This window comes from Methylobacterium longum, from assembly GCF_022179385.1.
Classification (GTDB): Bacteria; Pseudomonadota; Alphaproteobacteria; order Rhizobiales; family Beijerinckiaceae; genus Methylobacterium; species Methylobacterium longum.
Window position 1 is genome coordinate 75,097 of sequence record NZ_BPQS01000001.1, and the last position, 23,028, is coordinate 98,124.

Here is a 23,028-nt window from a genome sequence, read left to right on the forward strand (position 1 = left end):
CGTTCATCGATGGGATGCCGCCCGATCCGATCGAGCGGCATCGACGGGTCTCAGCGGTGGCAGTAGCCGCGCGGGCCGCGATAGAGGCCGGGCGGGCAGCCCCGGGGGGCACCGGTCATGGCCCGGCGCATGGCGCCCCGGGGACCGCGGTTCAGGCGACAGCCGCCGTACGGACCGCGATGCGCCCCGAACCCGCATCCGCCGCGAACGAGGGTGATCGAGGTCTCGCCGCCGGAGAGCGGCGCTACCGGCATCGCCTGGGCCCCGCCGGCGAACAGCGCGACGGATGCGGCGATGATCAGGCCGGTCATTCTCATGAGCATTCCTCCCGTTTCGCAGGTCGCTGCCCGGCGAGGTTCCGGCCGCGACACGGCCGTCGGCCGCGGCCTGTAACTCCGTTCCCGGTGCTTCGTTCCGCGCGGATCACGGGCCGAACAGGTCGCGCCAAGCCGGTGGAAGGCCGACGGCCGCCAGGGACGGCGACGGCGGGCGGCCCGGCAGGCTGGTCGCCGAGAAGACCCCGCGCGCCACGGCGCGGGCCAGCACCCGCGCGGCGGCGTCGCCCAGGCGGGCGAGGTCGACGACGGGATCGGCGAGGGGCACGGCGCCGGTCGCCGCCGCGAAGACCAGATCGCCGTCCAGCGGCGTATGGGCCGGCACGAGGGCCCGGGCGAGGCCGTCCTGCGCCGCCACGGCGAGGCGCCGGCACTGCGCCTTGGTCAGCGCCGCGTCGGTCGCCACCACGGCGAGCGTCGTGGCGGCCCCCGGCAGCGTCCGGCCCGGGAAGGCGAGGGCGTCTTCCGGCACCCGGTTCGGGGCGCCCAGACCGCCGAACTCGGTCCCCTCCTCGAAGGGCGCGGCCCAGAAATGCGGCCCGTCCCCGATCGTCGCATTGCCGAAGGCGTTCACGGCCACGAGGCCGCCGACCCGGAAGCCGGTGCCCGCCACGAGGGCCGAGGCCGACCCGATGCCGCCCTTGAGCCGGCCCGTGCGGGCGCCGGTCCCGGCCCCCACCGATCCAAGGGCCACGTCCTCCGCGGCGGAGGCCGCGGCCTGGAAGCCCAGCTCGCGGTAGGGCGGGAAGCGGCCCCACTCCTTGTCGCCGCCGTTCAGGAGATCGAACAGGATCGCGCCCGGTACGATCGGAACCCGCATGCCGCCCACCGGGAAGCCCCGCCCGGCCTCGGCGAGCCACGCGGTCACGCCGGCCGCGGCATCGAGGCCGAAGACCGAGCCGCCCGACAGGACGAGGGCGTCGATCCGCTCCACCGTGCGCTCGGGGTCGAGCAGGTCGGTCTCGCGGGTGCCCGGCCCGCCGCCGCGCACGTCCACCGCGGCGACGACCGGCGCGTCGAACAGGATCGCGGTGACGCCGCTGGCCAGCGCCGCGTCGCCGGCGTGGCCGACCCGCAGGCCGGGAATGTCCGTGATGCAGTTGCGCAGCATGCGCCGACCTTGCCACGCCCGCCGATCGGCGCAAATCCGGCGTGCCGGCGAACCCCGGCCCGGGTCGGCCCGGTTGGCATGGCATCACAGCGCGGCGAGGAGCACGGCATGGACGTCGGAATCATCGGGATGGGGCGGATGGGCCGCGGGATGGCCGCCAGCCTCGCGCGGGCGGGCCACCGGGTCCGGGCTTGGAACCGCACGCCGGACGCCGCGCGGGGCATCGATGGGGTCACCCCGGTGGGCAGCGCCGCGGAGGCCTTCGCGGGGGACGCGGTGGTCACCATGCTGGCCGACGACGCCGCCCTGGAGGCCGTGATCGTGGCGGGGGGCCTGCTCGACCGCGCCGAACGCCCGGGCCTCCATATCGGCATGAGCACGATCTCGGTGGCGCTCGCCGGGCAGCTCGCCGCCGTGCATGAACGGGCGGGCGTGCCGTACATCTCGGCCCCGGTCTTCGGGCGGCCGGACGTGGCGGAGGCCGGCAACCTCAACATCGTGGCGGCGGGCGCCGCCGACCTGATCGACCGCGCGGGGCCGCTCCTCGACGCCATGGGTGCCAGGACGTGGCGCTTCGGCGACGAGCCGACACGGGCGAACGCCGTCAAACTCGCCGGCAACTTCATGCTGATCTCGGCGATCGAGGCCATGGGCGAGGCCTGCGCCCTCACGGAGGGGCACGGCGTCGCGGGCGCCGACTTCCTCGACCTGATGACCAACACGCTGTTCGCCTCGCCGGTCTACAAGGGCTACGGCGCCTCGATCGCCCAGAACCGCTACGAGCCGCCGGGCTTCATCCTCAAGCTCGGCGCCAAGGACGTGCGGCTCGCCCTCCAGGCCGCCGAGGGTGCGGGCGTGCCGATGCCCTTCGCCAGCGTCCTGCGCGACGGTCTCATCGAGGCGATCAGCCACGGTGACGGCGAGAAGGACCTCGCGGCCCTCGCGCGGGTCTCGGCGCGGCGCGCCGGGCGGTAGCGGGCGTCCGAAGGGCTGCGCCCTCCGGTTGGTGGCTCAGAGCCCGAATCTGGCGTAGGCCGCGCGCTCCTCGAAGGCGGCCACGGCGCCTTCGGCGAGCCCGGACCCGATGCCACCCGGGGCGCCGCCCCGGCGCAGCAGGCGGGAGAGCAGACCGCCGCGGGCCTCGGCCACGAGCCGCAGGTCGACCTTCTCGCCGAAGCGCGCGCGCATCGTGGTGCGCACGTCGCCCAGGGCGTCGACGAGGCCGAGCGGCAGGGCCTGCCGTCCGGTCCAGACCGCGCCGGTGAACAGGTTCTCGGACGACGACAGGGTTGGACGGCGGGTCGTCACCAAGCCGGTGAACAGGTCCTGCACGTCGGCTTGGATGCGCTTGAGCCGCTCCACGTCGGCGGGATCCTCCGGGCGGAACGGGTCGAGCATCGACTTGGCCTCGCCCTGCGTGTGGACGCGGCGCTCGACGCCGAGCTTCTCCAGGAGGCCGGGGAAGCCGAACCCCGCCGAGACCACGCCGATCGACCCGACGATCGAGGTCGGGTCGGCGACGATCTCGTCGGCCGCGCAGGCGATCATGTAGCCGCCCGACGCGGCGACATCCTCCACGAAGGCGACCACCGGCAGGCGCTTCTCCTCGGCCAGGGCCCGGATGCGGCGGTGGATCAGGTGCGACTGCGCCGGGGACCCGCCGGGCGAGTTGATGATGATCGCCACCGCCTTGGCGCCCGGCATCCCGAAGGCCCGTTCCAGGCTGCCGGCCACGCCGCCGATGGAGAGGCCGGGGCGGATCGGCGAGACCGCCCCGATCGTGCCGGACAGGCGGACCACGGCGACCCGGGGGCGGCGGTCCCGGAAGCGGCGGGGCAGGAGGGCTCGGAGGGTTTCGGACAACGCGAACGCCATGGAGATCTTACGCGGCTCGTCGGAGGGCCGGGCGGGGAACGGCCCGGATGCGCCTACCGGAAACTGGGCGTTCCTTAACCGCAAGCAAGAGTGGCGTGTCTGCGCAGTCAGGACGGATCGAACCGTTTGCCGACCTTGGCGGTTTCTGGCGACGGCGCGGCCTTCGTGCCGGCCCGGATCCGCTGGACTCGGACGGGTGCTCACACGGGAGAGAAACGATGCGACCCTGGCCGATCCTGGTCCTCCTCGCGGCGCTGCTCGGCGGGCTGGCGAGCGCACCGGCACGCGCGGCGCCCCTTCCGGTCCCGGCGACCGCCGAGGCGGCGGCGCCCGCCCCCGCGATCCAGCAGGCCCGCTGGCACTACCGGCGCCACTGGCACCGGCATCACCATTGGCGGCGTCACTGGCATCACCGCCGGCACTATTGGCATCGGCGGCACCATTATCACCGGCACCACTATCGGCGGCATCACTGGCACCGCCGTCACTTCCAGCGGCACTACGTCGGGCACAGCCCCCGTTTCGGCCATCGGCACGTGACGTTCTACTGAGCGACGGGAGCCGCGTCCCGACCGGATCCGGCCGGGACGCGGCCTTGCGGGCGGCCTTGGAAAACCTTATTTAACCGTCTGATATCACTGCTCTTCCGCAAGGCCGTGGCGGCGCATGGCGCGTCGCTTGGCCGCCGCGAGCACCGCCCGTCCGGGCCTCAGAACGGAAATCGACTTGGCCGAGAACGCTCCGACTGGCGCAGCCCCGCCCGCCAGCGACATCCGCCCCGTCTCCATCACCGACGAGATGCGCCGCTCCTACCTCGATTACGCGATGAGCGTGATCGTGAGCCGGGCGCTTCCCGATGCCCGGGACGGGCTCAAGCCGGTGCACCGGCGCATCCTCTACTCCGCCTTCGAGTCGGGACATCTGCCCGAGCGGAAATACGTCAAGTCGGCGCGCATCGTCGGCGACGTGATCGGCCTCTACCACCCGCACGGCGACCAATCGATCTACGACGCCTTGGTGCGGATGGCGCAGGACTTCTCCATGCGCCTGATGCTCATCGACGGGCAGGGCAATTTCGGTTCGGTGGACGGCGATCCGCCGGCCGCGATGCGCTACACCGAATCGCGGCTGGCCAAGCCCGCCACCGCGCTGCTCACCGACATCGACAAGAACACCGTCGATTTCGGGCCCAACTACGACGAGTCGCGCGAGGAGCCGACCGTCCTCCCGGCCCGCTTCCCGAACCTGCTGGTCAACGGCGCCGGCGGCATCGCGGTGGGCATGGCCACCAACATCCCGCCGCACAATCTCGGCGAGCTGATCGACGCCTGCGTGGCGCTGATCGACGAGCCCGGCCTCACCATCGAGCAGCTCACCGAGATCGTACCGGGCCCCGACTTCCCGACCGGCGGCATGATCCTCGGACGGGCCGGCACCCGGCAGGCCTACGCGACGGGCCGCGGCTCGGTGATCATGCGCGCCAAGTCGCATGTCGAGGAGCTGCGCAAGGAGCGCGAGGCGCTGATCTTCACCGAGATCCCCTATCAGGTGAACAAGGCGACCCTCGTCGAGAAGATCGCCGAGCTGGTGAAGGAGAAGCGCGTCGAGGGCATCTCAGACCTGCGCGACGAGTCCGACCGCTCGGGCATGCGCATCGTCGTCGAGATCAAGCGCGACGCCATGGCGGATGTCGTGCTGAACCAGCTCTACCGGTTCACGCCCCTGCAATCCTCCTTCGGCTGCAACATGGTGGCGCTGAACGGCGGCCGCCCCGAGCTGATGAACCTGAAGGACCTGCTCCAGGCCTTCGTCGACTTCCGCGAGGAGGTCGTCTCCCGGCGCACCAAGTTCCTCCTCGGCAAGGCCCGCGAGCGCGCCCACGTCTTGTGCGGGCTGGCCATCGCGGTCGCCAACATCGACGAGGTGATCCGGCTGATCCGCACCTCGCCGGACCCGAACACGGCCCGCGAGGCCCTGATGGACCGCGACTGGCCGGCCCACGACATCGCGCCGCTGATCGCGCTGGTCGACGACCCGCGCCACCGGGTCGCCGAGGACGGCACCTACCGTCTGTCCGAGACCCAGGCCCGCGCCATCCTCGACCTGCGCCTGCAGCGCCTCACGGCCCTCGGCCGCGACGAGGTCGGCGACGAGCTGAAGACGCTCGCCGACGAGATCGCCGACTACCTGGACATCCTGCGCTCGCGGGAGCGGATCCAGGGGATCGTGAAGCACGAGCTCGCGGAGGTGCGCGCGCTGTTCGCCACGCCGCGCCGGACCGAGATCGTCGACTTCGACGGCAGCGTCGAGGACGAGGACCTGATCGCCCGCGAGGACATGGTGGTGACCGTGTCGCACGCGGGCTACGTCAAGCGCGTGCCGCTCTCGACCTACCGGGCCCAGCGGCGCGGGGGGAAGGGCCGCTCCGGCATGGCGACCCGGGACGAGGATTTCGTCACCCGCCTGTTCGTGGCCAACACCCACACGCCGGTGCTGTTCTTCTCCAGCCAGGGCCAGGCCTACAAGGAGAAGGTCTGGCGCCTGCCGATGGCCGCCCCGAACGCCCGCGGCAAGGCGCTGGTGAACATCCTGCAGCTGCAGGACACCTCCGAGCGCATCACCACGATCATGCCGCTGCCCGAGGACGAGGCGTCCTGGGAGACCCTCGACGTGATGTTCGCGACGGCGAGCGGCAACGTCCGGCGCAACAAGCTGTCGGACTTCGTCCAGGTGAACCGCAACGGCAAGATCGCCATGAAGCTCGATCCGGGCGACCACATCGTCCACGTCGAGATCTGCCGGCCGGAGCAGAACGTGCTGCTGACCACGGCGCTCGGCCAGTGCATCCGCTTCCCCGTCGAGGACGTGCGCGTCTTCAAGGGCCGCGACTCGACCGGCGTACGCGGCATCCAGCTCGCCAAGGACGACCGGGTCATCTCGATGACGATCCTGAACGCCTTCGACGCCACCGCCGAGGAGCGGGTCGGCTATCTGAAGATGCGCCGCGCGGTGACCGGCGAGGCGGAGGAGGGTGGCGAGGTTGAGGCCGAGGACGGCGCCGAGGCGGCCGCGATTTCGCCGGAGCGCTACGCCGAGATGGGGGCGGCCGAGCAGTACGTGCTCACCCTGTCGGAGCGGGGCTTCGGCAAGCGCTCCTCGTCCTTCGAGTACCGGACCTCGGGCCGGGGCGGAAAGGGCATCACGGCGATGCGGGTCAATGCCCGCAACGGCAGCCTCATCGCCTCCTTCCCGGTGGAGGCCTCCGACCAGATCATGCTGGTGACCGACGGCGGTCAGCTGATCCGCGTGCCGGTGGACGACATCCGCATCGTCGGCCGGGCCTCGCAGGGTGTGACGGTGTTCAACACCGCCAAGGACGAGAAGGTCGTCTCGGTGGAGCACATCGAAGGCGAGGATGAGAGCGGCGTGGAAGGCGGCGACGAGGCCGTCGCGGAGGCCTGAGGCGCCGCCGCGCGGCCCCGGCGGCGCGCCGCCCCGCGGCGGGCCGCGTGCCCGTCCCCGGGGCGCGCCCGGCGGCGGCGGCCGGGGAAGGCATAGGCTTCCCTCCGCGCCCCCCTGTCGCGGACCGGTTCGGCGCACCCGAACCCGACCGGAAAGTCGGCACACGATGCGGCGCCCAGCGACTCGGCGCCGCGCGGTTCCGCGGCGTCACCCGTGACGGCGCAGCCGGCTGGCGAAGAAGCCGTCGAGGCCGCCGCGGGCGCCCGGGACCTCGGGGAGGTGGCACGGCAGGGTGCGCAGGTCGCCGTTGCCGTCGATCAGCGCGGCGACGCCGCCGACCTCCTCGGGCCGGATCGGGACGCGGGTGAACCCCGCCTCGCGGGCCAGGAACGCCGCGATCTGCGCCTCGCCCTCCTCCGGCTCCAGCGAGCAGGTGCAGTAGACCAGCAGGCCGCCCGGTCGGACCAGCGCGGCCGCGTGGTCCAGGAGCCGGGCCTGGAGCCCGGCGAGGCGGGCGATGTCGGCCTCCGCCTTGATCCAGGCGACGTCCGGGTGGCGCCGGATCGTGCCGGTGGCGGAGCAGGGCGCGTCGAGCAGGACGGCGTCGTGGTCCTGCGGCACCAGCGCGAAGGCGTCGGCCACCACGATCTCCACAGCGAGGCCGAGCCGCGCGACGTTCTCGCGCAGGCGCTCCAGCCGCGGCGCGGAACGGTCGACGGCGGTCACGCGGGCGCCGGCAGCGGCGAGCTGCAGGGTCTTGCCGCCGGGGGCCGCACAGAGGTCGAGCACGCGGGTGCCCGGCTCGGGTGCCAGGAGCCGGGCCGGAAGCGCCGCGGCGGCGTCCTGCACCCACCACGCGCCCTCTTGGAAGCCGGGCAGTTCGGGGATCGCCGGCCCGTTCTCGGGCAGCCGGAGGGAGCCGGTGGGCAGCGTCACGGCACCGAGCCGCGCGGCCCAGTCGGCCCCGTCACCGCGCGGCGTCAGGTCGATCGCCGCACCCGCGAGATGGGCCTGCGCGATCAGGCCGGCCTGCTCCGGCCCATAGGCCGCGCTCCACCGGCGGGCGAGCCAGTCCGGCGTGTTGACCGTGAGCGCGTCGGCATCCTCGGCCAGGATCGCGTCGCGCTCCCGGGCGACCCGGCGCAGCACCGCGTTGACGAGGCCCGCGAGGTGCGCGGTACGGGTGTCCGCCTTGGCGAGCCGCACCGCGAGGTCGACCGCCGCGTGGTCCGGGACCGCGAGATCGAGGATCTGCGCCGTCGCCGTGGCGAGCAGCGCCGTGAGCTGCGGCTTGGCGGCGGGAAGGCCTTGCTCCAGCCGCCGGCCGAGCGCCGCGCGGATCAGCCCGTAGCGCCGGAAGGTCGCCACCGCGATGGCCCGCGCCAGGGCCGCGTCGGCGGGTGCCAGCGATGCGGAGCGGGTCGCCTGCGCGACGGCGTCGTCCAGGGCCGGCGGGCGCTCCTGCCCGATCAGGGCGGCGACCGCCTGCAACGCGGCGCGGCGCGCGCCCAAGCCCGCGGTCTCTGGGCCCGCCTCTGCGACCGGCCCGCCCGTCGAAGCGACGACCCGCCTGTTGCGACCTTTGTCCCGCGATGCCACTTCTGCTCCGGAGCCGAATTCCTGACGGCTCACGCCCTCACACCCGAGCGAGCGCGATGCAAGACCCCAACAGACCTGACCGGGACGATCCCGGGGCCGCCCCGCGTCCCTTGAGCCCCGCGGCACAGCGTGCCCTGGCCGAGGCGGCCGAACGCCGCGCCGCCATCGACGCCCATGCGGCCGCGATCAGCGCCAAGCCCGAGCGCCTGGGCCGCGGCGGCCTCGAGCCGGTGCGCTACGACGACTGGGAGGTGAAGGGCCTCGCGGTCGACTTCTGAGGGTCAATCGGCGCGGATGCCGGGGCGCTCGCGCCCCGCTCCGTCCTCCCCCTCATCCTCCCGTCGTCGCCCTGATTTCCAGACGCCGGAGCGTCCTGGAGGCCTCGAAGGCGGCCTCGAACTGCCTCCTTCGCGCCTGCTGCGCCGCATCCCGGGAAGCGGGCGGGAGCGGGTAGGCCCGGGAGTGGTCGAACGCCGGTCCTTCTACTCGGCCGGGAAACCGCCATGGGTTCGGAGCGGCGCCTCCCGCTCGGACTCTGCGGCGGCGCCGCCGAAGCGCCGGTACCAGAGGCCGGTCAGGATCGGGACGAGGATCGAGGTGACGATGATGCAGATCGTCACCAGCACCGTCGCCGTCTGCGCCGCCGGGGCGAATTGCGGGGCCACGGCGGCGATCGCCAGCGGGTTGGCGGCCGCCGCGCCGGCCGTGGATGCGGCCGCGAGCCCCGCCGTCCCGGTGCCGCCGCCGATGGTTCGATCGGCCAGGATCAGCGGGATGCCGGTCAGCACGATCACCGCCAGCGCCAGAACGACACCGAGCCCGGCGAGCGGCGAGAGCAGGTTGTTGAGATCGACCGTGTTGCCGAGCGCGAAGGCGAAGAACGGGATCATCAATTGGCCGCCCGGGGCGAACAGCGCCCGCAGCTTGGGGTCGAGGTTGCCCAGCGCGAAGCCGACGAGGAACGGCAGCACCGCGCCGACGAAGATCTGCGGCTCGAAATGCGCCGCCCCAGAGGCGCCGAGGATGATCATGCTCATCAGCGGGCCCGACTCGATCGAGGTCAGGATGAAGGCGCCAGCCTCCTCCCGGCTGCCGTAGGTCTGCATCAGCGAGGCGTAGAGGCCCCCGTTCGTCATATCCATCGCGCAGACGAGCGCCAGGATCGACAATCCGGCGAAGAAGCCGGTCTGGATCCCCTCGGGGGGGATGAACAGCGACGCGACCATCACGATCGCCCAGGCCGCCAGGAGCTTCGTCAGCACCAGCGTGCCGGATTTGCGCAGGACCGTGCCGGTCGCGCCGAGGCGCAGCGACGCGCCCATGCAGAAGAACCATACGGCGAGGATCGGGATCACGCCGGTCATGATCCCCTGCGTGAAGCCCTTGAAGTAGGCCGGGGCGCCCGGCGCGAACGTCTTGCACAGGGCGCCGAGCAGGAGCGGCACCAGCATCAGCCCGCCGGGAATCCTGTCGATCGCCGCCTTGATCCGCATCGTGCGCCCCCCAACCGTCCGGCGTCTCGCCGACGCTCCGGATCCCCGAGGGCGTCGTGCCGGTCCGCGCCTCTGTCGGGCACCGTGGTGGACCGGTGTGGCATCCTGTCGTGGGCCCTCGCCGGGCGTCAAGCGCCGCTCCGGGGGCGGAACGGCCGCCCCGCGACACCGTTGGCCCGGTTCATCCAGCGAGGTTCGAGATGGCGACGAAAGTTTCGGCACGGGGCGCGGCCGAAGGGCCGCACGGCGAGATCACCCTGGCCCGCGGCGAGCGGCTCGGGATGCGGATGTGGCGGGGCGAGGAGCCGAACGCCGACAAGCCGATGACCACCTCGGCCCACGAGACCGTGGGTTACGTGATCAGCGGCCGGGCGGAACTGGTGGTGGGGACCGAGACCGTGGCCCTCGCGGCCGGCGATTCGTACAGCGTGCCGGCCGGCGTCGAACACACCTACCGGATCCTGGAGACCTTCACGGCCGTCGAGGCGACGGCCCCGCCGGCCTGAACGGGCGTCAGTGGGTCATGTAGACCTGCGTGCCCACGTCGACCCGTCCGTAGAGGTCGACCACGTCCTGGTTGTACATGCGGATGCAGCCATACGACGCGTAGGTGCCCACCGAACTCGGGCGGTTGGTGCCGTGGATCGCGTATTCGCCGCCCGCCAGGGTCATGGCCGCCGCGCCCATCGGGTTGTGCGGCGAGCCGCCCGCGATGAGGTTCGGCAGGCGCGGGTTGTCGCGCCTCACTTCGGCCGGCGGTGACCAAGCGGGGGCGACGTACTTGCCGTCGATGCTCGCCGTGCCGAACCATTGCTTGCCGGGCCGGCCCACCGCCACGGGATAGCGGATCGCCGTCCCGTCGCCGTTGACCAGGTAGAGCTTGCGCTGCGACACGCTGATCACGACCGAGCCAGGCGCGACGCCGTTCTGGAAGGCCACGACCTCGCGCGCCTGAGTGGGTCCCAAACAACCGGCCAGCATCGCGCCGGCCCATCCGAATAAAGCCGCCATCCGACCCGACATCACCTGTTCCTCGACAAGCAAGACCCTCTGCGGCCAAGTAATCCACGGCCGCGCTTGTCGTTCCAGGAAAAGCTATGGTTGACGGGGGCTGGGTCCCCGAAACTGTCGGGCACGGTAAAAGAGCATCGTAAACCAGATGATCGGGGACGCGTCGCCGCCCGCAAGTCTGAGCCGGGCCGCGCTCAGCGCTCGACGAGGGTGCAGCCGCGCGTGTCTTCCGCCTGCCAGCCGTGGCGTTCCAGCTCGGGGTCGCTGTGTTCCTCCACGGGTTGGCCCACGCAGAGATAGGCCACGAGCCGCCACGCCGGCGGCACCGCCAGGATCGCGGTCACCGAATCGGGTTCCAGGATCGACACCCAGCCGACGCCCAGCCCCCGGGCCCGCGCCGCCAGCCAGAAACACTGCACGGCCCCGACGACCGAGTAGGCCAGCGTCTCCGGCATGCTCGCCCGCCCGAGGCCGAGGCCGGTCTCGGTTGCCCCATCGCAGAAGGCCGCCAGATGAACCGGCGCCTCGTGCAGGCCGGCAAGCTTGAGGGTCCGGTAACGGGCGGCCCGCTCCGCGTCGTAGCCGGACGCCGCCGCGGCGTTGCAGCGGGCGAAGCTCTCGGCCACGGCCGCCCGCCGGCCGTGATCCGAGACCCGGACGAAGCGCCAGGGGCGGCTGTTGCCCACGGACGGCGCCCGGTGGGCCGCGGCCAGGCAGGCGCGCAGGACCTCCTCGTCCACCGGATCGGTCCGGAAGCGACGCACGTCCCGGCGCCACGCGAACAGCGCGTCGAGGTCGTGCACGAAGGCGTCGTCGAAGGCGGGCGGGCCCATGATGACGGCATACCCGCATCCCGGTGCGAACCGGAACCAGAAAAAAGGCCGCCCGGAGGGGCGGCCTGAAGTCCTTGGGTCTCGAAACCTCGGAGTGCCGGATCCTGGGATCCCGAAGGGCGACCGCGGGCTGGGGAGCTGGGTTGCGGGCGCCGACCGGGCAGGGCCCGGCGAGGTTCAGACAATGTTGTGACCCGGCAACGCGGCCCGGAAAAGGCGCGAATGGGGCGGAAGCGTGTTTTTTGTCGCTTGCGCGTGTCTCGGACGACACGCTCGGACCGCATGCCCGGACGATGCGGACCTCACCCACCCCCGCCCTTGCGGGCCGCTGCGGCGAAGCCCATCATCCGGCAAAGGATCGATGCACGGGAGCGATGATGACCGAACGGACGAGCGCCGGGTCGAGGCCCGACGAGGCGGCAGGGCATGTCATCCCCTTCCCAGCCCGCGCGGCTCCTCCGCAGGTCGCCTTCAACCGGGACGAACTGCGCACGATCTTCAATCTCTACGGCCGGCAGGTCGCCGCCGGCGAGTGGCGCGACTACGCCCTGGATTTCCGCCGGGACAAGGCGGTGTTCTCGATCTACCGCCGCGCCTCCGAGATGCCGCTCTACCGGATCGAGAAGGACCCGAAGCTGGCCCGCCGTCAGGGCGCCTTCGCGGTGATCGCCGCGAGCGGCCAGATCCTGAAGCGCGGCGCCGACCTGGCCCGGGTGATCGCCGTGCTGGAGCCGGCACCCAGGGCGGTCTGATCGGCTGGGCCCCTCACTCCAGGCTCAGCGCGCGGACGGTGGCGGCGATCTCGGCCCGGATCTCCATCGGGAGGGGCCGGATTGGCAGCGGCGGCGCGGCCCGGCACAGGCTCATGTGATCGGCCAGGGCGTAGACCACCCGCAGGCTGGAATGCGCCCTGAACAGCGCCCAGAGGGGCTCGAGCCCGGCATTCAGGGTGCGCGCCTGCGCGGTATCGCCCGCCGCGACGGCCCGCACGATCGCCAGGCAGGCCCGCGGGAACAGGCCCGCCGCCACGCTGAACCACGCCGCGCCGCCCGCGATCAGGGATTCGGTGACGTTCCAGTCGCCGCTGAAGCCGAGGGGAACATCCGGCGGAACCGCCTCGCGCAGCGCGGCGAGGTTGGCCGCCGCGGCCGCGGGTTCCGGCGCCGGGCACTTCGCCGCCACGATGCCGGGCAGGCGCGTGATCCGGCCGATCAAAGCCGGTGAGAACCGGAAATGCGTGGTGGCGGGATTGTCGTACAGGACCAGGGGCAGCCCGCCGGCCTCGGCCACGGTCTCGAAATGCGCGACGACCTCATCGTCCGTGAGCGGCGTGTACGAGACGGGCGCGAGGAGACCCATATCGGCCCCAGCCGCACGCGCGTCCTGCGCCAGCCGGACCGCGTCGTCGGTCCGCAGGGCGCCGATGCCGACCAGTAGCGGCACCCGCCCGCCCACGGCCTCGGCAGCGATCGTCACGGCCCGGCGACGCTCCTCCCGCGTCAGATAGGCATAGGTCCCCGTACTGCCGAGGAGACCGATAGAATCGACGCCGGCCTTCACCAGCGGCGCGAGCAACCGGCGCAGACCGTCGGCGTCGATGCGGCCCGCCGCATCGCTCGGCGTGATCGGGAAGGCGGCGAGGCCGGTGATTCGGGGCATGGCGCCAGCGTAGCCTATCCCGGCGCGTCGGCGCGGCCAAAAAAAAGCCCCGGCGGTTTCCCGCCGGGGCTCTTCGGTTCGCAGTTCGGGCTGGCGGTTAGCGGCGGTCGCCGATCAAGCTCAGCAGGAACTGGAACATGTTGATGAAGTCCAGGTAGAGCGTCAGGGCGCCGTTCACCGACATCTTGGCCGCCATCTCACCGTCGAAGCCGCCGTAGAGATACATCTCCTTGAGCTTCTGCGTGTCGTAGGCGGTCAGGCCCGCGAAGATCAGCACACCCAGCACCGAGATGGCGAACTGGAGCGCCGAGGAGGCGAAGAAGATGTTCACCAGCGACGCGAGGATGATGCCGATCAGGCCCATCATCAGGAACGAGCCCATGCCCGACAGGCTGCGCCGGGTGGTGTAGCCCCAGAGGCTGAGCGAGCCGAAGGCCGCCGCCGTGATGAAGAACACCTGAACCACGCTGCCACCGGTGAAGACCAGCAGGAGCGAGGACAGCGAGGCGCCCATCACCGCCGCGAAGGCCCAGAACATCGTCCGCGCCGACGAGGCGGACATCCGGTCCATGCGCATGGAGAAGACGAAGATGAACGCCAGCGGGGCGAGCATCAGAACCCACTTCAGCGGGCTGAGGTAGAGCGTCTGACCGAAGGGGGTCAGGACCGGACGCGTGCCTTGGTAGGCCGCCACGGAGGCCATGTTCAGGCCGAGCGCGACGAGGCCCGAGATACCGAGGCCGACGACCATGTTGTTGTAGACGCCGAGCATGAAGGTCCGCAGGCCCTGGTCGACTTCGACCTGGGTACCGGCGTAGCCGGCGGGCTGCTGGGCGCCATACCGGAAGGGACTGTTCTCGAATGCCATGGGAGTTTCCTTGCGGAGGCTCTCTCAGCGTGGTGTTCGGTCGAGGCCCACGCAGGACCTCTGGCGCCGGACTGGCGCCTCGGTCAGGAATATGTTGCGCCCCGGTCCCCGACACAAGTCCCCGGCCACGGTTGAGACGGCGCTTTTCGGCGTCCGGACGATGTAATTTTGTCCATGCGGCCACGGATTAAAATGCATTCCCGGTCGTCCGGCCGGGCGTTTGACTAGCGGTTGCGCCGGGGCGACCGCCGCGAAATCTTGGCAGCTTCCGAATGCCGAGTCGTACGGCCGCACACCGCTCTCCGGCATCCGCGCGAGAACCGTCCCATGGCAGCGATCCGGGTCGGGCCGAGCGACGCCAGTGGCCCGGCAGTGGGTCATGCCGCCCCCCCGTGGAAGCCCTGGCCGGTTCCGGGCGGGGTCAGTCCGCCTGCTCGGATCGCGACCCGGCCGTTGCCCGCCTTCTCCCCGGTGCGCCGAGCGTGATCGTCCGTCGGACCTGCGGTGGCGCACGACCCGATCCGGGCGCGCCCGGTCCTACCGCCGCCGCGTGGCCTGTCGGGATCGGAGGCGCGTCGGGACCGCCCTCGTCCCGGTCCCGAGCCTCCGAAGCCTCAGCCGGCGCCCGACTTCTTCGCCGGCGCCTTCTTGGCCGCCGGCTTCTTGGCGGCGGTCTTCTTGGCCGCCGGCTTGTCGCCGGTCGCCTTCCGGGCCGACGTCTTACGGGCCGCACCGCGCTTCGCCGGCTTGCCACCGCCCGCCGCCCGCTTGGCGTTCACCAGGGTGATCGCCTCGTCCAGCGTCAGCGCCTCGGCGCTCACGGTCTTCGGCAGCGTGGCGTTCACCTCGCCGTCCGTGACGTAGGGCCCGTACTTGCCGGCCTTGACCACGAGGTCGCGCCCGGTGGCCGCGTCCGTGCCGAGCGGGCGACCCGGATCGGCGGCCGGACGGCCGCGCCCTCCGCCCTGCTCCTTGGCGACGATCAGGTCGATGGCGCGGTTGCCGCCGATCTCCAGCACATCGTCATCCTTGCCGAGATTGGCGTAGGTCTTCCCGTGCTGCACGTAGGGTCCGAAGCGGCCCAGATTGGCCAGGATCGGCTCGCCGGTCTCGGGATGGCGCGCCACCTCGCGGGGGAGCGACAGCAAAGCCAGCGCCTTCTCCAGTTCCACCGCCGAGGGTGCGAGCCCCTTGGGCAGCGACGAGCGCTTCGGCTTCTCCGCGCCCTTCTCGGTGGAGGCCTCGCCGAGCTGGACGAACGGGCCGAAGCGGCCGTCGCGGATCGTCACCGGCAGGCCCGTGGCCGGATCGTTGCCCAGCACCCGGACGCCCGGCTGGCCACCCTCGGCCGAAGTGCCGTCACCGTCGCCATCGATGCCGGTGGCCGAGAGCTGGCGAGTGTACTTGCACTCCGGGTAGTTCGAGCAGCCGATGAAGGCACCGAACTTGCCGAGCTTCAGCGAGAGCTGGCCCGCGCCGCAGGTCGGGCAGGTGCGGGGGTTCGAGCCGTCGCCCTTGTCGGGGAAGATGTGCGGTCCGAGGAGGCCGTTCAGAGCCTCCAGTACGTCGGTGACGCGCAGCTCCTTGGTCTCGCCGATCGCCGCCGAGAAGTCGCGCCAGAAGTCGCGCAGCACCGCCCGCCAGTCGATCTCGGCGTTGGAGACGCGATCGAGCTGCTCCTCCAGGTCCGCGGTGAAATCGTACTCGACGTAGCGCCGGAAGAAGCTCTCCAGGAAGCCCGTGACGAGCCGCCCCTTGTCCTCGGGCTGCAGCCGCTTCTTCTCGATCTTGACGTATTCGCGGTCGCGCAGCGTCTGGAGCACCGCCGCGTAGGTCGAGGGCCGGCCGATGCCGAGTTCCTCCATGCGCTTCACGAGGCTGGCCTCGGAGTAGCGCGGCGGCGGTTCGGTGAAGTGCTGGGTCGAGCTGATGCGCTCGCGGGTGAGCGGGTCGCCGGCCTTCATCGGCGGCAGGCGGCGGCTCTCCTCGTCCTCCTCGTCGTCCTTGCCCTCCTGGTAGAGGGTCAGGAAACCGTCGAACTTCACCACCTGGCCGGTGGCGCGCAGGTCGATCTGCCGCGGGCCGACCTTCGCGGTGACGTCCACGGTGGTCCGCTCCAGCTCGGCCGATTCCATCTGACTCGCCATGGTGCGGGTCCAGATCAGGTCGTAGAGCTTGGCCTGCTCGGGCTCGAGGTGCCGCGCCACCGCCTTCGGCAGGCGACCCATGTCGGTGGGCCGCACCGCTTCGTGAGCCTCCTGAGCGTTCTTGGCCTTGACGCTGTACTTGCGCGGCACGTCCGGGACGTAGCGGTCGCCGAACTCCTTCCCGATCACCCGGCGGGCGTCCTGGATCGCCTCCGGCGCCATGTCGACGCCGTCGGTCCGCATGTAGGTGATGATGCCGACCGTCTCGCCGCCGATATCGACGCCCTCGTAGAGCCGCTGGGCGACCCGCATGGTCTGGGCCGGCGCCATCCCGAGTTTGCGGGAGGCTTCCTGCTGCAGCGTCGAGGTCGTGAAGGGCGGCTGCGGGTGGCGCTTGGCGGGCTTCGCCTCGACGCTCACCACCTGGAAGGTCGCGAGTTCGAGGTCGCGCTTGAAGGCGGCCGCCTCCTCGCCGGTCCCGACATCGAGGCGCTGGATGCGCTTGCCGTCCGCACCGACGAGGCGGGCCTCGAAGGTCGCGCCGTCGGCGGTGGTCAGCGTGGCGATGAGCGTCCAGTACTCGCGCGGCTTGAACCGCTCGATCTCCATCTCGCGCTCGACCACGAGGCGCAGGGCCACCGACTGGACTCGTCCCGCCGAGCGGGCGCCCGGGAGCTTGCGCCACAGGACCGGCGAGAGGTTGAAGCCTACGAGATAGTCGAGCGCCCGGCGCGCCAGGTAGGCGTCGACCAGGGCCTGGTCGATCTCCCGGGGCTTGCGCATCGCCGCCTCGACCGAGGACTTGGTGATGGCGTTGAAGGTGACGCGCTCGACCGGTATGCCCTTGAGGGCCTTGCGGGCGGTGAGCGCCTCCAGCACGTGCCAGGAGATCGCCTCGCCCTCGCGATCCGGGTCGGTGGCGAGGATCAGCTTGTCGGCGCCCTTGACCGCCTTGGCGATCTCGGAGACCCGGCTCGCCCCGCGGTCGGCCAGCTCCCAGACCATGTGGAAGTCCTGCTCGGGATCCACCGAGCCGTCCTTGGGCGGCAGGTCGCGGATATGCCCGAAGGAGGCGATGACTTCATAGTCGCGGCCGAGATACTTATTGATCGTCTTGGCTTTGGCCGGCGACTCGACGACGACGACTTTCATACAGACCTCTGCCCCTGACGGAGCCTGGGCGCGACGGACGAATTCTGTTCGAGACTCGCGTGGGACAGATGCCCGCCGTCGGGCCGGGGCCGCGCGCCGGGGACAAGTGGGTCACGGGCGGCGGGATGTCAAATGGCGGGGGCGACGCAGGTCGAGGCGGGATCGGGGCCGGCAGCGCCTCGGAGCCGGCGCAGCAAGTCCACTCCGCATCTCGCGATCGGACCGAGCCCCGGGCCCCCGGACCACCTCGTCCGGGCCATCCCTCCGCCGCACGGCCGGCTCCCGGGCGCACGGGGTCCTGCCCGTCTCCCGAGGTGCCGAAGCGCGACGTGTCCGTTCGGGATGTGACGAAGCGGGCCGGGCGAGGCCGACGACACCGGTTCCGGTCGACCGGATGTCAGATCCCGGCGTACCACTCGTAGCCGCGATCCTCCCAGTAGCCGCCGCCGCCCTGGCCGAGGCCTTTGAGCGACTCCACCAGCTCGACCCGCATCACGTACTTGGCCTGCTTGTAGCCGAGCTGCCGCTCCACCCGCAGGCGCAGCGGCGCGCCGTTGGAGACCGGCAGCGGCTTGCCGTTGAGGTCGTAGGCCAGGATCGTCTGCGGGTTGACGGCGTCGTAGAGGTCGATGCTCTCGTAGTAGCGGATCGGCCTGCCCTTATCGTCGGGCTCCGGATCCGGGCTGCCCTGGCCCCAATCGGCCGCGGGGGCATCGGTGGCGGTGGGCGCGCCGCCCCAATCCTCGGCGGCGGCGAGCTGGACGTAGGCCTCGCGCACCGCGCCCGGTTGACCGGGCCTCAGGAAGGCCCCGTCCTGGCTGCCGGCATATTCGAGCGTGTCGGCGCAGTGGAACACCGCGTAGCGTGCCTGCGGCTTGAGCCCGGTCCGCTTCAGCAGCTCGGCGAGGGGCACCCCGGCCCATTGCCCGATGCAGCTCCAGCCCTCCACGCAATCGTGACGGGTGATCTGCGTCCGCGACGGCAGGGCGCGCAGGTCCGCGAGGCTGAGCGACAGCGGGGTCTCGACCAGGCCGTCGACGGTCAGCTTGAAATCGGCGAAGGCCTTCGCCGCCAGCGCCCGGTAGGCCCGGTCCGGCGGATCGATCGTGCCGTTCGGCTTGAACCAGGGCGAGATCATCGCGGCCGGGAATTCCCGCGCGAGGGTCGCGGGACCCATCAGCAGGCGCTGGACGTACAGGTTGGCGTCCTCGCCGACCTGGAGGGTGCGCCGGCCCGTATCGGTCCCGGCAAAGCGGTCGCAGCCGCCGAGCAGGGCGGTGCCCATCAGGCCGGCGCCGGCGGTGAGGAGCTTGCGGCGGTGGAGGATCATCGCGCGGTCTCCCGGTCACGGCCGAGGCTGAACCAGCCGGTGATCATGCCGCGCATGTTGTTCACGAGGCCGGAGACCAGGACCAGGAGCACGTGGACCACCACGAACAGCACGATCAGGCCGGCGGCGATGAAGTGGACGCTCCGCGCCGATTGGCGCCCCCCGAACAACTCGGTGAGCCAGGGCCAGGCGGCGTCCATCCCGGGCGACATGGCGAGGCCGGCCAGCACCATCGCGGGCAGCAGGCCCAGCACCAGCACGAGGTAGGTGAGCTTCTGGATCACGTTGTAGCGCTTGGCCTCCGTGCCCTCGGGGAAGCGCAGGAGCAGGTGCTCCTTCACGGAGCCGCCGAAGTCGCGGATCTGGTCCCCGTCCGGGATCAGCCGGCGGCGGAGCTGGCCGCTGAACAGGCCGTACAGCAGGTACACCGCGCCGTTGATCACCAGGAGCCACGCGAACAGGAAGTGCCAGCGCCGGCCCGTGGCGAGGTCCTGATCGGCCGGCAGGGTAGCCCAGGCCGGGAAGGCCCGCTCCACATCGGCGCCGCCCGCGCCGCGGGACAGGCCGAGCACCCCGGTCGTGTCGAGGCTGTGCGTGCCGACCGTCACAACCCCGCGGCTCTTGCCGTCGCCACCCTGCTCGCTGGTGATGGCCAGCGCCGGATCGTCGAAGGTGGAGACCGCGCCCCAGTAGAGGGCCGGATGGGCGTTGAAGATCTGCAGGCCGCTCATCAGCAGCACCAGCAGCACGACGGCGTTGATCCAGTGCGCCAGCCGGATCACCAGCGGGTGGCGGTAGAACCACCGGCGCCCGTGCCGGTCGACGGTCTCGGGGGCTTCGAGGGCAGGGGAGGCGGCCAAGCGTCTGGATCCCGGGCATGCGGCGCCGGGAGACGTCTGATTCCCGACCGTTCGGGCAGATACGTGGCGCGCGGAGCGCGGGTTACCATCCGCCGGAAAAAAAGACCGCGGGCGCCCCCCGCCTTGCCGGGACGGCGCGCCGCACCTACACCCGGGCCTCATCATGACGACGCCCGCGCCCCCGGCCTTCCCGCACCGTCACCTCCTCGGCATCGAGGGCCTGACCCGGCCCGACATCGAGGCCCTGCTCGACGCCGCCGATTCCGCCGTCGACATTTCGCGGCAGGTGGAGAAGAAGCGCACGACCCTGCGGGGTCGCACGCAGATCAACCTGTTCTTCGAGCCCTCGACGCGGACGCAATCGTCCTTCGAGCTCGCCGGCAAGCGACTCGGCGCCGACGTGATGAACATGTCGGTGGCCTCGTCCTCGGTGAAGAAGGGCGAGACCCTGATCGACACCGCCGCGACGCTCAACGCCATGCGGCCCGACATCATCGTGGTCCGGCACGAATCGGCCGGCGCCGTCCACCTCCTCGCCCGCAAGGTCGATTGCGCGGTGGTCAATGCCGGCGACGGCGCCCACGAGCACCCGACCCAGGCGCTCCTCGACGCGCTCACCATCCGCCGCAACAAGGGCCGGATCGAGGGCTTGCGGGTGGCGATCTGCGGCGACGTCCTGCACTCGCGGGTGGCCCGCTCCAACATCATCCTGCTGCAGGCCATGGGCGCGCGGGTCCGCCTGATCGCCCCCTCGACGCTGCTGCCCGCCGGGATCGAGCGCTTCGGCGTCGAGACCTTCACGGACATGCGCAAGGGCTTGGTGGGCTGCGACATCGTGATGATGCTGCGCCTTCAGCGGGAGCGCATGAACGGCTCGTTCGTGCCCTCCGTGAAGGAGTATTTCCGCTATTTCGGCCTGGACGGCGAGAAGCTGGCGCTGGCCGAGCCCGACGCCCTGGTGATGCATCCGGGGCCGATGAATCGCGGCGTCGAGATCTCCTCCGAGATCGCCGACGGGGCGCAGTCGCTGATCCGCGAGCAGGTCGAGATGGGCGTCGCCGTGCGCATGGCCGTGCTGGAGGCGCTAGCCCGGCACCTGCCGAACGAGTGAGCCCCGGACAAAGCCGGGCGGCCTTCACCCGCACCGCTTGCCCGCGGAGCGGCCGTAGCGCAGTTTCCTGCCGAAATCCGGTCCCGGTCCGTATCAGGGGCCGGTCCAACATGCAGATCGCTTCATGACCGCCTACACGCTCGCCGACCTCGCCGCCCTCGTGGCGAGCCGCGCCGGGACCGATCCGGCCACCTCCTACACGGCCAAGCTCCTGTCGGAGGGGCCCGCCAAGGCGGCCAAGAAGCTCGGCGAGGAGGCGGTGGAGGCGGCGATCGCGGCCGTGCAGGGCGACAAGACGGGCCTGCGGAACGAGGCCGCCGACGTGCTCTACCACCTCGTCGTGCTGCTCCGGGCCGGCGGGGTCGAGCTCGAGGCCGTGATGGCCGAGCTGGAGCGCCGCACCGCTCAGAGCGGCATCGCCGAGAAGGCCGCGAGGCGCCACGCGTGAACGCGGCCACGCTGCCGGGCTCGGTCGAGGCGATCCTCGACGCGTCGGACCGGCTCTCGCCGTATCGCCGCTTCAGCCGCGAGGAATGGGCGCAGCTGCGCGCCGACACGCCGCTCACCCTCAAGCAGGAGGATCTCGAGCGGCTGCAATCGATCAACGACCCGATCTCGGTGGAGGAGGTCGAGGCGATCTACCTGCCGCTGTCGCGGCTGCTCGCCCTCTACGTCGCGGCGACGCAGGGGCTGTTCAAGGCGACGCAGCGCTTCCTGCTCGCCGAGCGCGAGACCAAGGCGCCCTACATCATCGGGCTCGCCGGCTCGGTGGCGGTGGGCAAGTCCACGACCGCCCGCATCCTGACCGCCCTGCTGGCGCGCTGGCCCAACACCCCGAAGGTCGACCTCGTCACCACCGACGGCTTCCTGCTGCCCAACGCCGAACTCGCCGCCAACGGCCTGATGGAGCGCAAGGGGTTCCCGGAGAGCTACGACACCGCCGCGCTGCTGCGCTTCCTCCACGACGTGAAGGCCGGCCACAAGCGCGTGACCGCGCCGCTCTACTCGCACCTCGTCTACGACCGGGTTCCCGGGGAGGAGCGGGTGGTGGAGAGCCCCGACATCCTGATCGTCGAGGGCCTGAACGTGCTCCAGCCCGCCCGCCTGCCGCGGGACGGCACCGCGATCCCGTTCGTCTCCGACTTCTTCGACTTCTCGATCTACCTCGACGGCCACGAGGACGACCTGCACCGCTGGTACGTCACGCGCTTCATGAAGCTGCGCCAGACCGCCTTCCGAGACCCCCGTTCCTACTTCCGGAAATACGCCGAGATCGCGGAACCCGAGGCGCTCGACATCGCCGACCGGCTCTGGACCACGATCAACCTGCCGAACCTGCGCGAGAACATCGTGCCCACCCGCCAGCGGGCGAGCCTGATCCTCACCAAGGGCGCGAGCCACCGCATCGAGAGCGTGGCGCTGCGGCGGCTGTGACCTGTGGGCACGCCGCCCTGCGCGGGGAACGCAGCCTGCGGCAGCGGCGGAGCGGCGGCGGACCGGCCGGCAGGCCCTGGAGGCTCATCCGGCTCGCCCCGCCCGCGCCCCCTGGCACCGCGGAGAGGCGCGGCCCCGGGCAGGGGGCGCGAAGCCGCGTGATCGGGCCGCCGGCCGGGCGGCCCCTCCGAGACCCAGGTTCCGTCCGGCGCGAAAATGCTCTAGGTCGGGCGCCGATGACCCGCACCGCCCTTTATGCCGGCTCGTTCGATCCGGTCACGAACGGCCATCTCGACGTGATCCGCCAAGCCTGCCGGCTGGTGGACCGCCTCGTGATCGCCATTGGCGTGCATCCCGGCAAGTCGCCCCTGTTCTCAGCCGAGGAGCGGGCCGTCCTGCTGACCGAGACCTGCGGGCCGGTGGCGCAGGCCGAGGGCGCGGCGCTGGAGATCGTCACCTTCGACGATCTCGCCGTCTCGGCGGCCCGGCGCTGCGGCGCGGCGATCTTCATCCGCGGCCTGCGCGACGGCACCGACCTCGACTACGAGATGCAGCTCGCCGGCATGAACGGCGCCATGGCACCGGAGGTGCAGACCGTGTTCCTGCCCGCCTCCACGCAGGCGCGCCCGATCACCGCGACGCTGGTGCGCCAGATCGCCGGCATGGGCGGGGACGTCTCGCCCTTCGTGCCCGCCGCGGTGGCCGAACGCCTCCGGCAGCGCTTCGCCGCCCGTTCCTGACCCTGACC

22 protein-coding genes are annotated in these 23,028 nt (G+C 71.7%); 10 read left to right on the forward strand and 12 right to left on the reverse strand.

Translation table 11 applies throughout. The features are described from left to right. Nucleotides 1–50: 50 nt before the first annotated feature. The gene (locus MFF58_RS00330; protein ID WP_238284578.1) at nucleotides 51–317 is read right to left on the reverse strand and encodes a GCG_CRPN prefix-to-repeats domain-containing protein; all 267 of its coding nucleotides are present in this window, start codon (nucleotides 315–317) and stop codon (nucleotides 51–53) included. A 106-nt stretch (nucleotides 318–423) separates the two neighbouring features. Then, a complete protein-coding gene (locus tag MFF58_RS00335; RefSeq protein ID WP_238284579.1) occupies nucleotides 424–1,446 on the reverse strand; it encodes a P1 family peptidase in 1,023 nt (340 codons plus the stop codon). Between the two features lie 108 nt (nucleotides 1,447–1,554). Between MFF58_RS00335 and MFF58_RS00340 the strand changes: the two genes are divergently transcribed. After that, the gene (locus MFF58_RS00340) at nucleotides 1,555–2,421 is read left to right on the forward strand and encodes an NAD(P)-dependent oxidoreductase (protein ID WP_238284580.1); all 867 of its coding nucleotides are present in this window, start codon (nucleotides 1,555–1,557) and stop codon (nucleotides 2,419–2,421) included. 36 nt (nucleotides 2,422–2,457) lie between these two features. Here MFF58_RS00340 and MFF58_RS00345 read toward each other — a convergent pair whose 3' ends face one another. After that, nucleotides 2,458–3,321: a S49 family peptidase gene (locus tag MFF58_RS00345; RefSeq protein ID WP_238284581.1), complete on the reverse strand. Its 864-nt coding sequence runs from the start codon at nucleotides 3,319–3,321 to the stop codon at nucleotides 2,458–2,460. A gap of 218 nt (nucleotides 3,322–3,539) precedes the next feature. On the opposite strand from MFF58_RS00345, the gene MFF58_RS00350 reads away from it, so the two are divergent. After that, nucleotides 3,540–3,872 carry a hypothetical protein gene (locus tag MFF58_RS00350; protein ID WP_238284582.1) on the forward strand — a complete coding sequence of 111 codons (333 nt, stop codon included), beginning with the start codon at nucleotides 3,540–3,542 and terminating at the stop codon, nucleotides 3,870–3,872. A gap of 175 nt (nucleotides 3,873–4,047) precedes the next feature. Further along, nucleotides 4,048–6,783: a DNA gyrase subunit A gene (gene gyrA, locus MFF58_RS00355; RefSeq protein ID WP_238284583.1), complete on the forward strand. Its 2,736-nt coding sequence runs from the start codon at nucleotides 4,048–4,050 to the stop codon at nucleotides 6,781–6,783. Nucleotides 6,784–6,990: 207 nt separating this feature from the next. Here gyrA and MFF58_RS00360 read toward each other — a convergent pair whose 3' ends face one another. Beyond that, entirely contained in the window at nucleotides 6,991–8,295 is a 1,305-nt protein-coding gene (locus tag MFF58_RS00360) for an RsmB/NOP family class I SAM-dependent RNA methyltransferase (protein ID WP_238284584.1), read from the reverse strand. Nucleotides 8,296–8,438: 143 nt separating this feature from the next. Between MFF58_RS00360 and MFF58_RS00365 the strand changes: the two genes are divergently transcribed. Beyond that, nucleotides 8,439–8,660: a DUF1674 domain-containing protein gene (locus MFF58_RS00365; RefSeq protein ID WP_238284585.1), complete on the forward strand. Its 222-nt coding sequence runs from the start codon at nucleotides 8,439–8,441 to the stop codon at nucleotides 8,658–8,660. Between the two features lie 204 nt (nucleotides 8,661–8,864). Here MFF58_RS00365 and MFF58_RS00370 read toward each other — a convergent pair whose 3' ends face one another. Beyond that, complete coding sequence (locus tag MFF58_RS00370) at nucleotides 8,865–9,875, reverse strand: 2-keto-3-deoxygluconate permease (protein WP_238284586.1); 1,011 nt, start codon at nucleotides 9,873–9,875, stop codon at nucleotides 8,865–8,867. 200 nt (nucleotides 9,876–10,075) lie between these two features. Between MFF58_RS00370 and MFF58_RS00375 the strand changes: the two genes are divergently transcribed. Then, nucleotides 10,076–10,381 carry a cupin domain-containing protein gene (locus MFF58_RS00375; protein ID WP_238284587.1) on the forward strand — a complete coding sequence of 102 codons (306 nt, stop codon included), beginning with the start codon at nucleotides 10,076–10,078 and terminating at the stop codon, nucleotides 10,379–10,381. Between the two features lie 7 nt (nucleotides 10,382–10,388). On the opposite strand, the gene MFF58_RS00380 is transcribed toward MFF58_RS00375, so the two are convergent. Both MFF58_RS00380 and bluB read right to left on the reverse strand, forming a co-directional pair. Beyond that, nucleotides 10,389–10,898, reverse strand: coding sequence for a L,D-transpeptidase (locus MFF58_RS00380; RefSeq protein ID WP_373323236.1), 510 nt, complete (start codon nucleotides 10,896–10,898; stop codon nucleotides 10,389–10,391). 182 nt (nucleotides 10,899–11,080) lie between these two features. Beyond that, nucleotides 11,081–11,719 (reverse strand): 5,6-dimethylbenzimidazole synthase, encoded by a 639-nt coding sequence (gene bluB / locus MFF58_RS00385; protein ID WP_238284589.1) that lies wholly within the window; start codon nucleotides 11,717–11,719, stop codon nucleotides 11,081–11,083. Between the two features lie 377 nt (nucleotides 11,720–12,096). Here bluB and MFF58_RS00390 point away from each other — a divergent pair, with 377 nt between their 5' ends. Next, the gene (locus MFF58_RS00390; RefSeq protein WP_238284590.1) at nucleotides 12,097–12,471 is read left to right on the forward strand and encodes a DUF2794 domain-containing protein; all 375 of its coding nucleotides are present in this window, start codon (nucleotides 12,097–12,099) and stop codon (nucleotides 12,469–12,471) included. Between the two features lie 13 nt (nucleotides 12,472–12,484). Here MFF58_RS00390 and MFF58_RS00395 read toward each other — a convergent pair whose 3' ends face one another. The 5 genes from MFF58_RS00395 to MFF58_RS00415 all read right to left on the reverse strand — a co-directional run bounded on the left by MFF58_RS00395 (nucleotide 12,485) and on the right by MFF58_RS00415 (nucleotide 19,735). Continuing rightward, complete coding sequence (locus MFF58_RS00395; RefSeq protein ID WP_238284591.1) at nucleotides 12,485–13,378, reverse strand: dihydrodipicolinate synthase family protein; 894 nt, start codon at nucleotides 13,376–13,378, stop codon at nucleotides 12,485–12,487. A gap of 97 nt (nucleotides 13,379–13,475) precedes the next feature. After that, nucleotides 13,476–14,246, reverse strand: coding sequence for a Bax inhibitor-1/YccA family protein (locus MFF58_RS00400; RefSeq protein WP_238284592.1), 771 nt, complete (start codon nucleotides 14,244–14,246; stop codon nucleotides 13,476–13,478). Between the two features lie 614 nt (nucleotides 14,247–14,860). Beyond that, nucleotides 14,861–17,545 (reverse strand): type I DNA topoisomerase, encoded by a 2,685-nt coding sequence (gene topA / locus MFF58_RS00405; RefSeq protein ID WP_238284593.1) that lies wholly within the window; start codon nucleotides 17,543–17,545, stop codon nucleotides 14,861–14,863. 397 nt (nucleotides 17,546–17,942) lie between these two features. After that, nucleotides 17,943–18,875, reverse strand: coding sequence for a molybdopterin-dependent oxidoreductase (locus MFF58_RS00410; protein WP_238284594.1), 933 nt, complete (start codon nucleotides 18,873–18,875; stop codon nucleotides 17,943–17,945). After that, nucleotides 18,872–19,735, reverse strand: a complete 864-nt coding sequence (locus MFF58_RS00415) for a cytochrome b/b6 domain-containing protein (protein ID WP_238284595.1) — start codon at nucleotides 19,733–19,735, stop codon at nucleotides 18,872–18,874. Before MFF58_RS00415 ends, MFF58_RS00410 begins: the two co-directional genes overlap by 4 nt. A 163-nt stretch (nucleotides 19,736–19,898) precedes the next feature. Here MFF58_RS00415 and MFF58_RS00420 point away from each other — a divergent pair, with 163 nt between their 5' ends. The 4 genes from MFF58_RS00420 to coaD all read left to right on the forward strand — a co-directional run bounded on the left by MFF58_RS00420 (nucleotide 19,899) and on the right by coaD (nucleotide 23,020). Beyond that, complete coding sequence (locus tag MFF58_RS00420; RefSeq protein ID WP_238284596.1) at nucleotides 19,899–20,846, forward strand: aspartate carbamoyltransferase catalytic subunit; 948 nt, start codon at nucleotides 19,899–19,901, stop codon at nucleotides 20,844–20,846. A 124-nt stretch (nucleotides 20,847–20,970) separates the two neighbouring features. Next, entirely contained in the window at nucleotides 20,971–21,294 is a 324-nt protein-coding gene (locus MFF58_RS00425; RefSeq protein WP_043356782.1) for a phosphoribosyl-ATP diphosphatase, read from the forward strand. Beyond that, nucleotides 21,291–22,280 (forward strand): type I pantothenate kinase, encoded by a 990-nt coding sequence (gene coaA / locus MFF58_RS00430; RefSeq protein ID WP_238284597.1) that lies wholly within the window; start codon nucleotides 21,291–21,293, stop codon nucleotides 22,278–22,280. The genes MFF58_RS00425 and coaA overlap by 4 nt, the downstream gene beginning before the upstream one ends. Before the next feature lie 236 nt (nucleotides 22,281–22,516). After that, on the forward strand, nucleotides 22,517–23,020 hold the full coding sequence (gene coaD, locus MFF58_RS00435) for a pantetheine-phosphate adenylyltransferase (protein ID WP_238284598.1): 504 nt from the start codon (nucleotides 22,517–22,519) through the stop codon (nucleotides 23,018–23,020). Nucleotides 23,021–23,028: the final 8 nt, after the last annotated feature.

Excerpts from the sequence above, each read along its gene's own strand:
- MFF58_RS00410 (WP_238284594.1), bottom strand. The coding sequence starts at position 18,875 with ATGATCCTCCACCGCCGCAAGCTCCTCACCGCCGGCGCCGGCCTGATG.
- MFF58_RS00330 (WP_238284578.1), bottom strand. The coding sequence starts at position 317 with ATGAGAATGACCGGCCTGATCATCGCCGCATCCGTCGCGCTGTTCGCC.
- bluB (WP_238284589.1), bottom strand. The coding sequence starts at position 11,719 with ATGGGCCCGCCCGCCTTCGACGACGCCTTCGTGCACGACCTCGACGCG.
- MFF58_RS00345 (WP_238284581.1), bottom strand. The coding sequence starts at position 3,321 with ATGGCGTTCGCGTTGTCCGAAACCCTCCGAGCCCTCCTGCCCCGCCGC.
- MFF58_RS00400 (WP_238284592.1), bottom strand. The coding sequence starts at position 14,246 with ATGGCATTCGAGAACAGTCCCTTCCGGTATGGCGCCCAGCAGCCCGCC.
- MFF58_RS00365 (WP_238284585.1), top strand. The coding sequence starts at position 8,439 with ATGCAAGACCCCAACAGACCTGACCGGGACGATCCCGGGGCCGCCCCG.
- MFF58_RS00370 (WP_238284586.1), bottom strand. The coding sequence starts at position 9,875 with ATGCGGATCAAGGCGGCGATCGACAGGATTCCCGGCGGGCTGATGCTG.
- MFF58_RS00350 (WP_238284582.1), top strand. The coding sequence starts at position 3,540 with ATGCGACCCTGGCCGATCCTGGTCCTCCTCGCGGCGCTGCTCGGCGGG.
- coaD (WP_238284598.1), top strand. The coding sequence starts at position 22,517 with ATGACCCGCACCGCCCTTTATGCCGGCTCGTTCGATCCGGTCACGAAC.
- MFF58_RS00335 (WP_238284579.1), bottom strand. The coding sequence starts at position 1,446 with ATGCTGCGCAACTGCATCACGGACATTCCCGGCCTGCGGGTCGGCCAC.
- MFF58_RS00390 (WP_238284590.1), top strand. The coding sequence starts at position 12,097 with ATGACCGAACGGACGAGCGCCGGGTCGAGGCCCGACGAGGCGGCAGGG.
- MFF58_RS00375 (WP_238284587.1), top strand. The coding sequence starts at position 10,076 with ATGGCGACGAAAGTTTCGGCACGGGGCGCGGCCGAAGGGCCGCACGGC.
- MFF58_RS00380 (WP_373323236.1), bottom strand. The coding sequence starts at position 10,898 with ATGTCGGGTCGGATGGCGGCTTTATTCGGATGGGCCGGCGCGATGCTG.
- topA (WP_238284593.1), bottom strand. The coding sequence starts at position 17,545 with ATGAAAGTCGTCGTCGTCGAGTCGCCGGCCAAAGCCAAGACGATCAAT.
- MFF58_RS00340 (WP_238284580.1), top strand. The coding sequence starts at position 1,555 with ATGGACGTCGGAATCATCGGGATGGGGCGGATGGGCCGCGGGATGGCC.
- MFF58_RS00425 (WP_043356782.1), top strand. The coding sequence starts at position 20,971 with ATGACCGCCTACACGCTCGCCGACCTCGCCGCCCTCGTGGCGAGCCGC.
- MFF58_RS00420 (WP_238284596.1), top strand. The coding sequence starts at position 19,899 with ATGACGACGCCCGCGCCCCCGGCCTTCCCGCACCGTCACCTCCTCGGC.
- MFF58_RS00395 (WP_238284591.1), bottom strand. The coding sequence starts at position 13,378 with ATGCCCCGAATCACCGGCCTCGCCGCCTTCCCGATCACGCCGAGCGAT.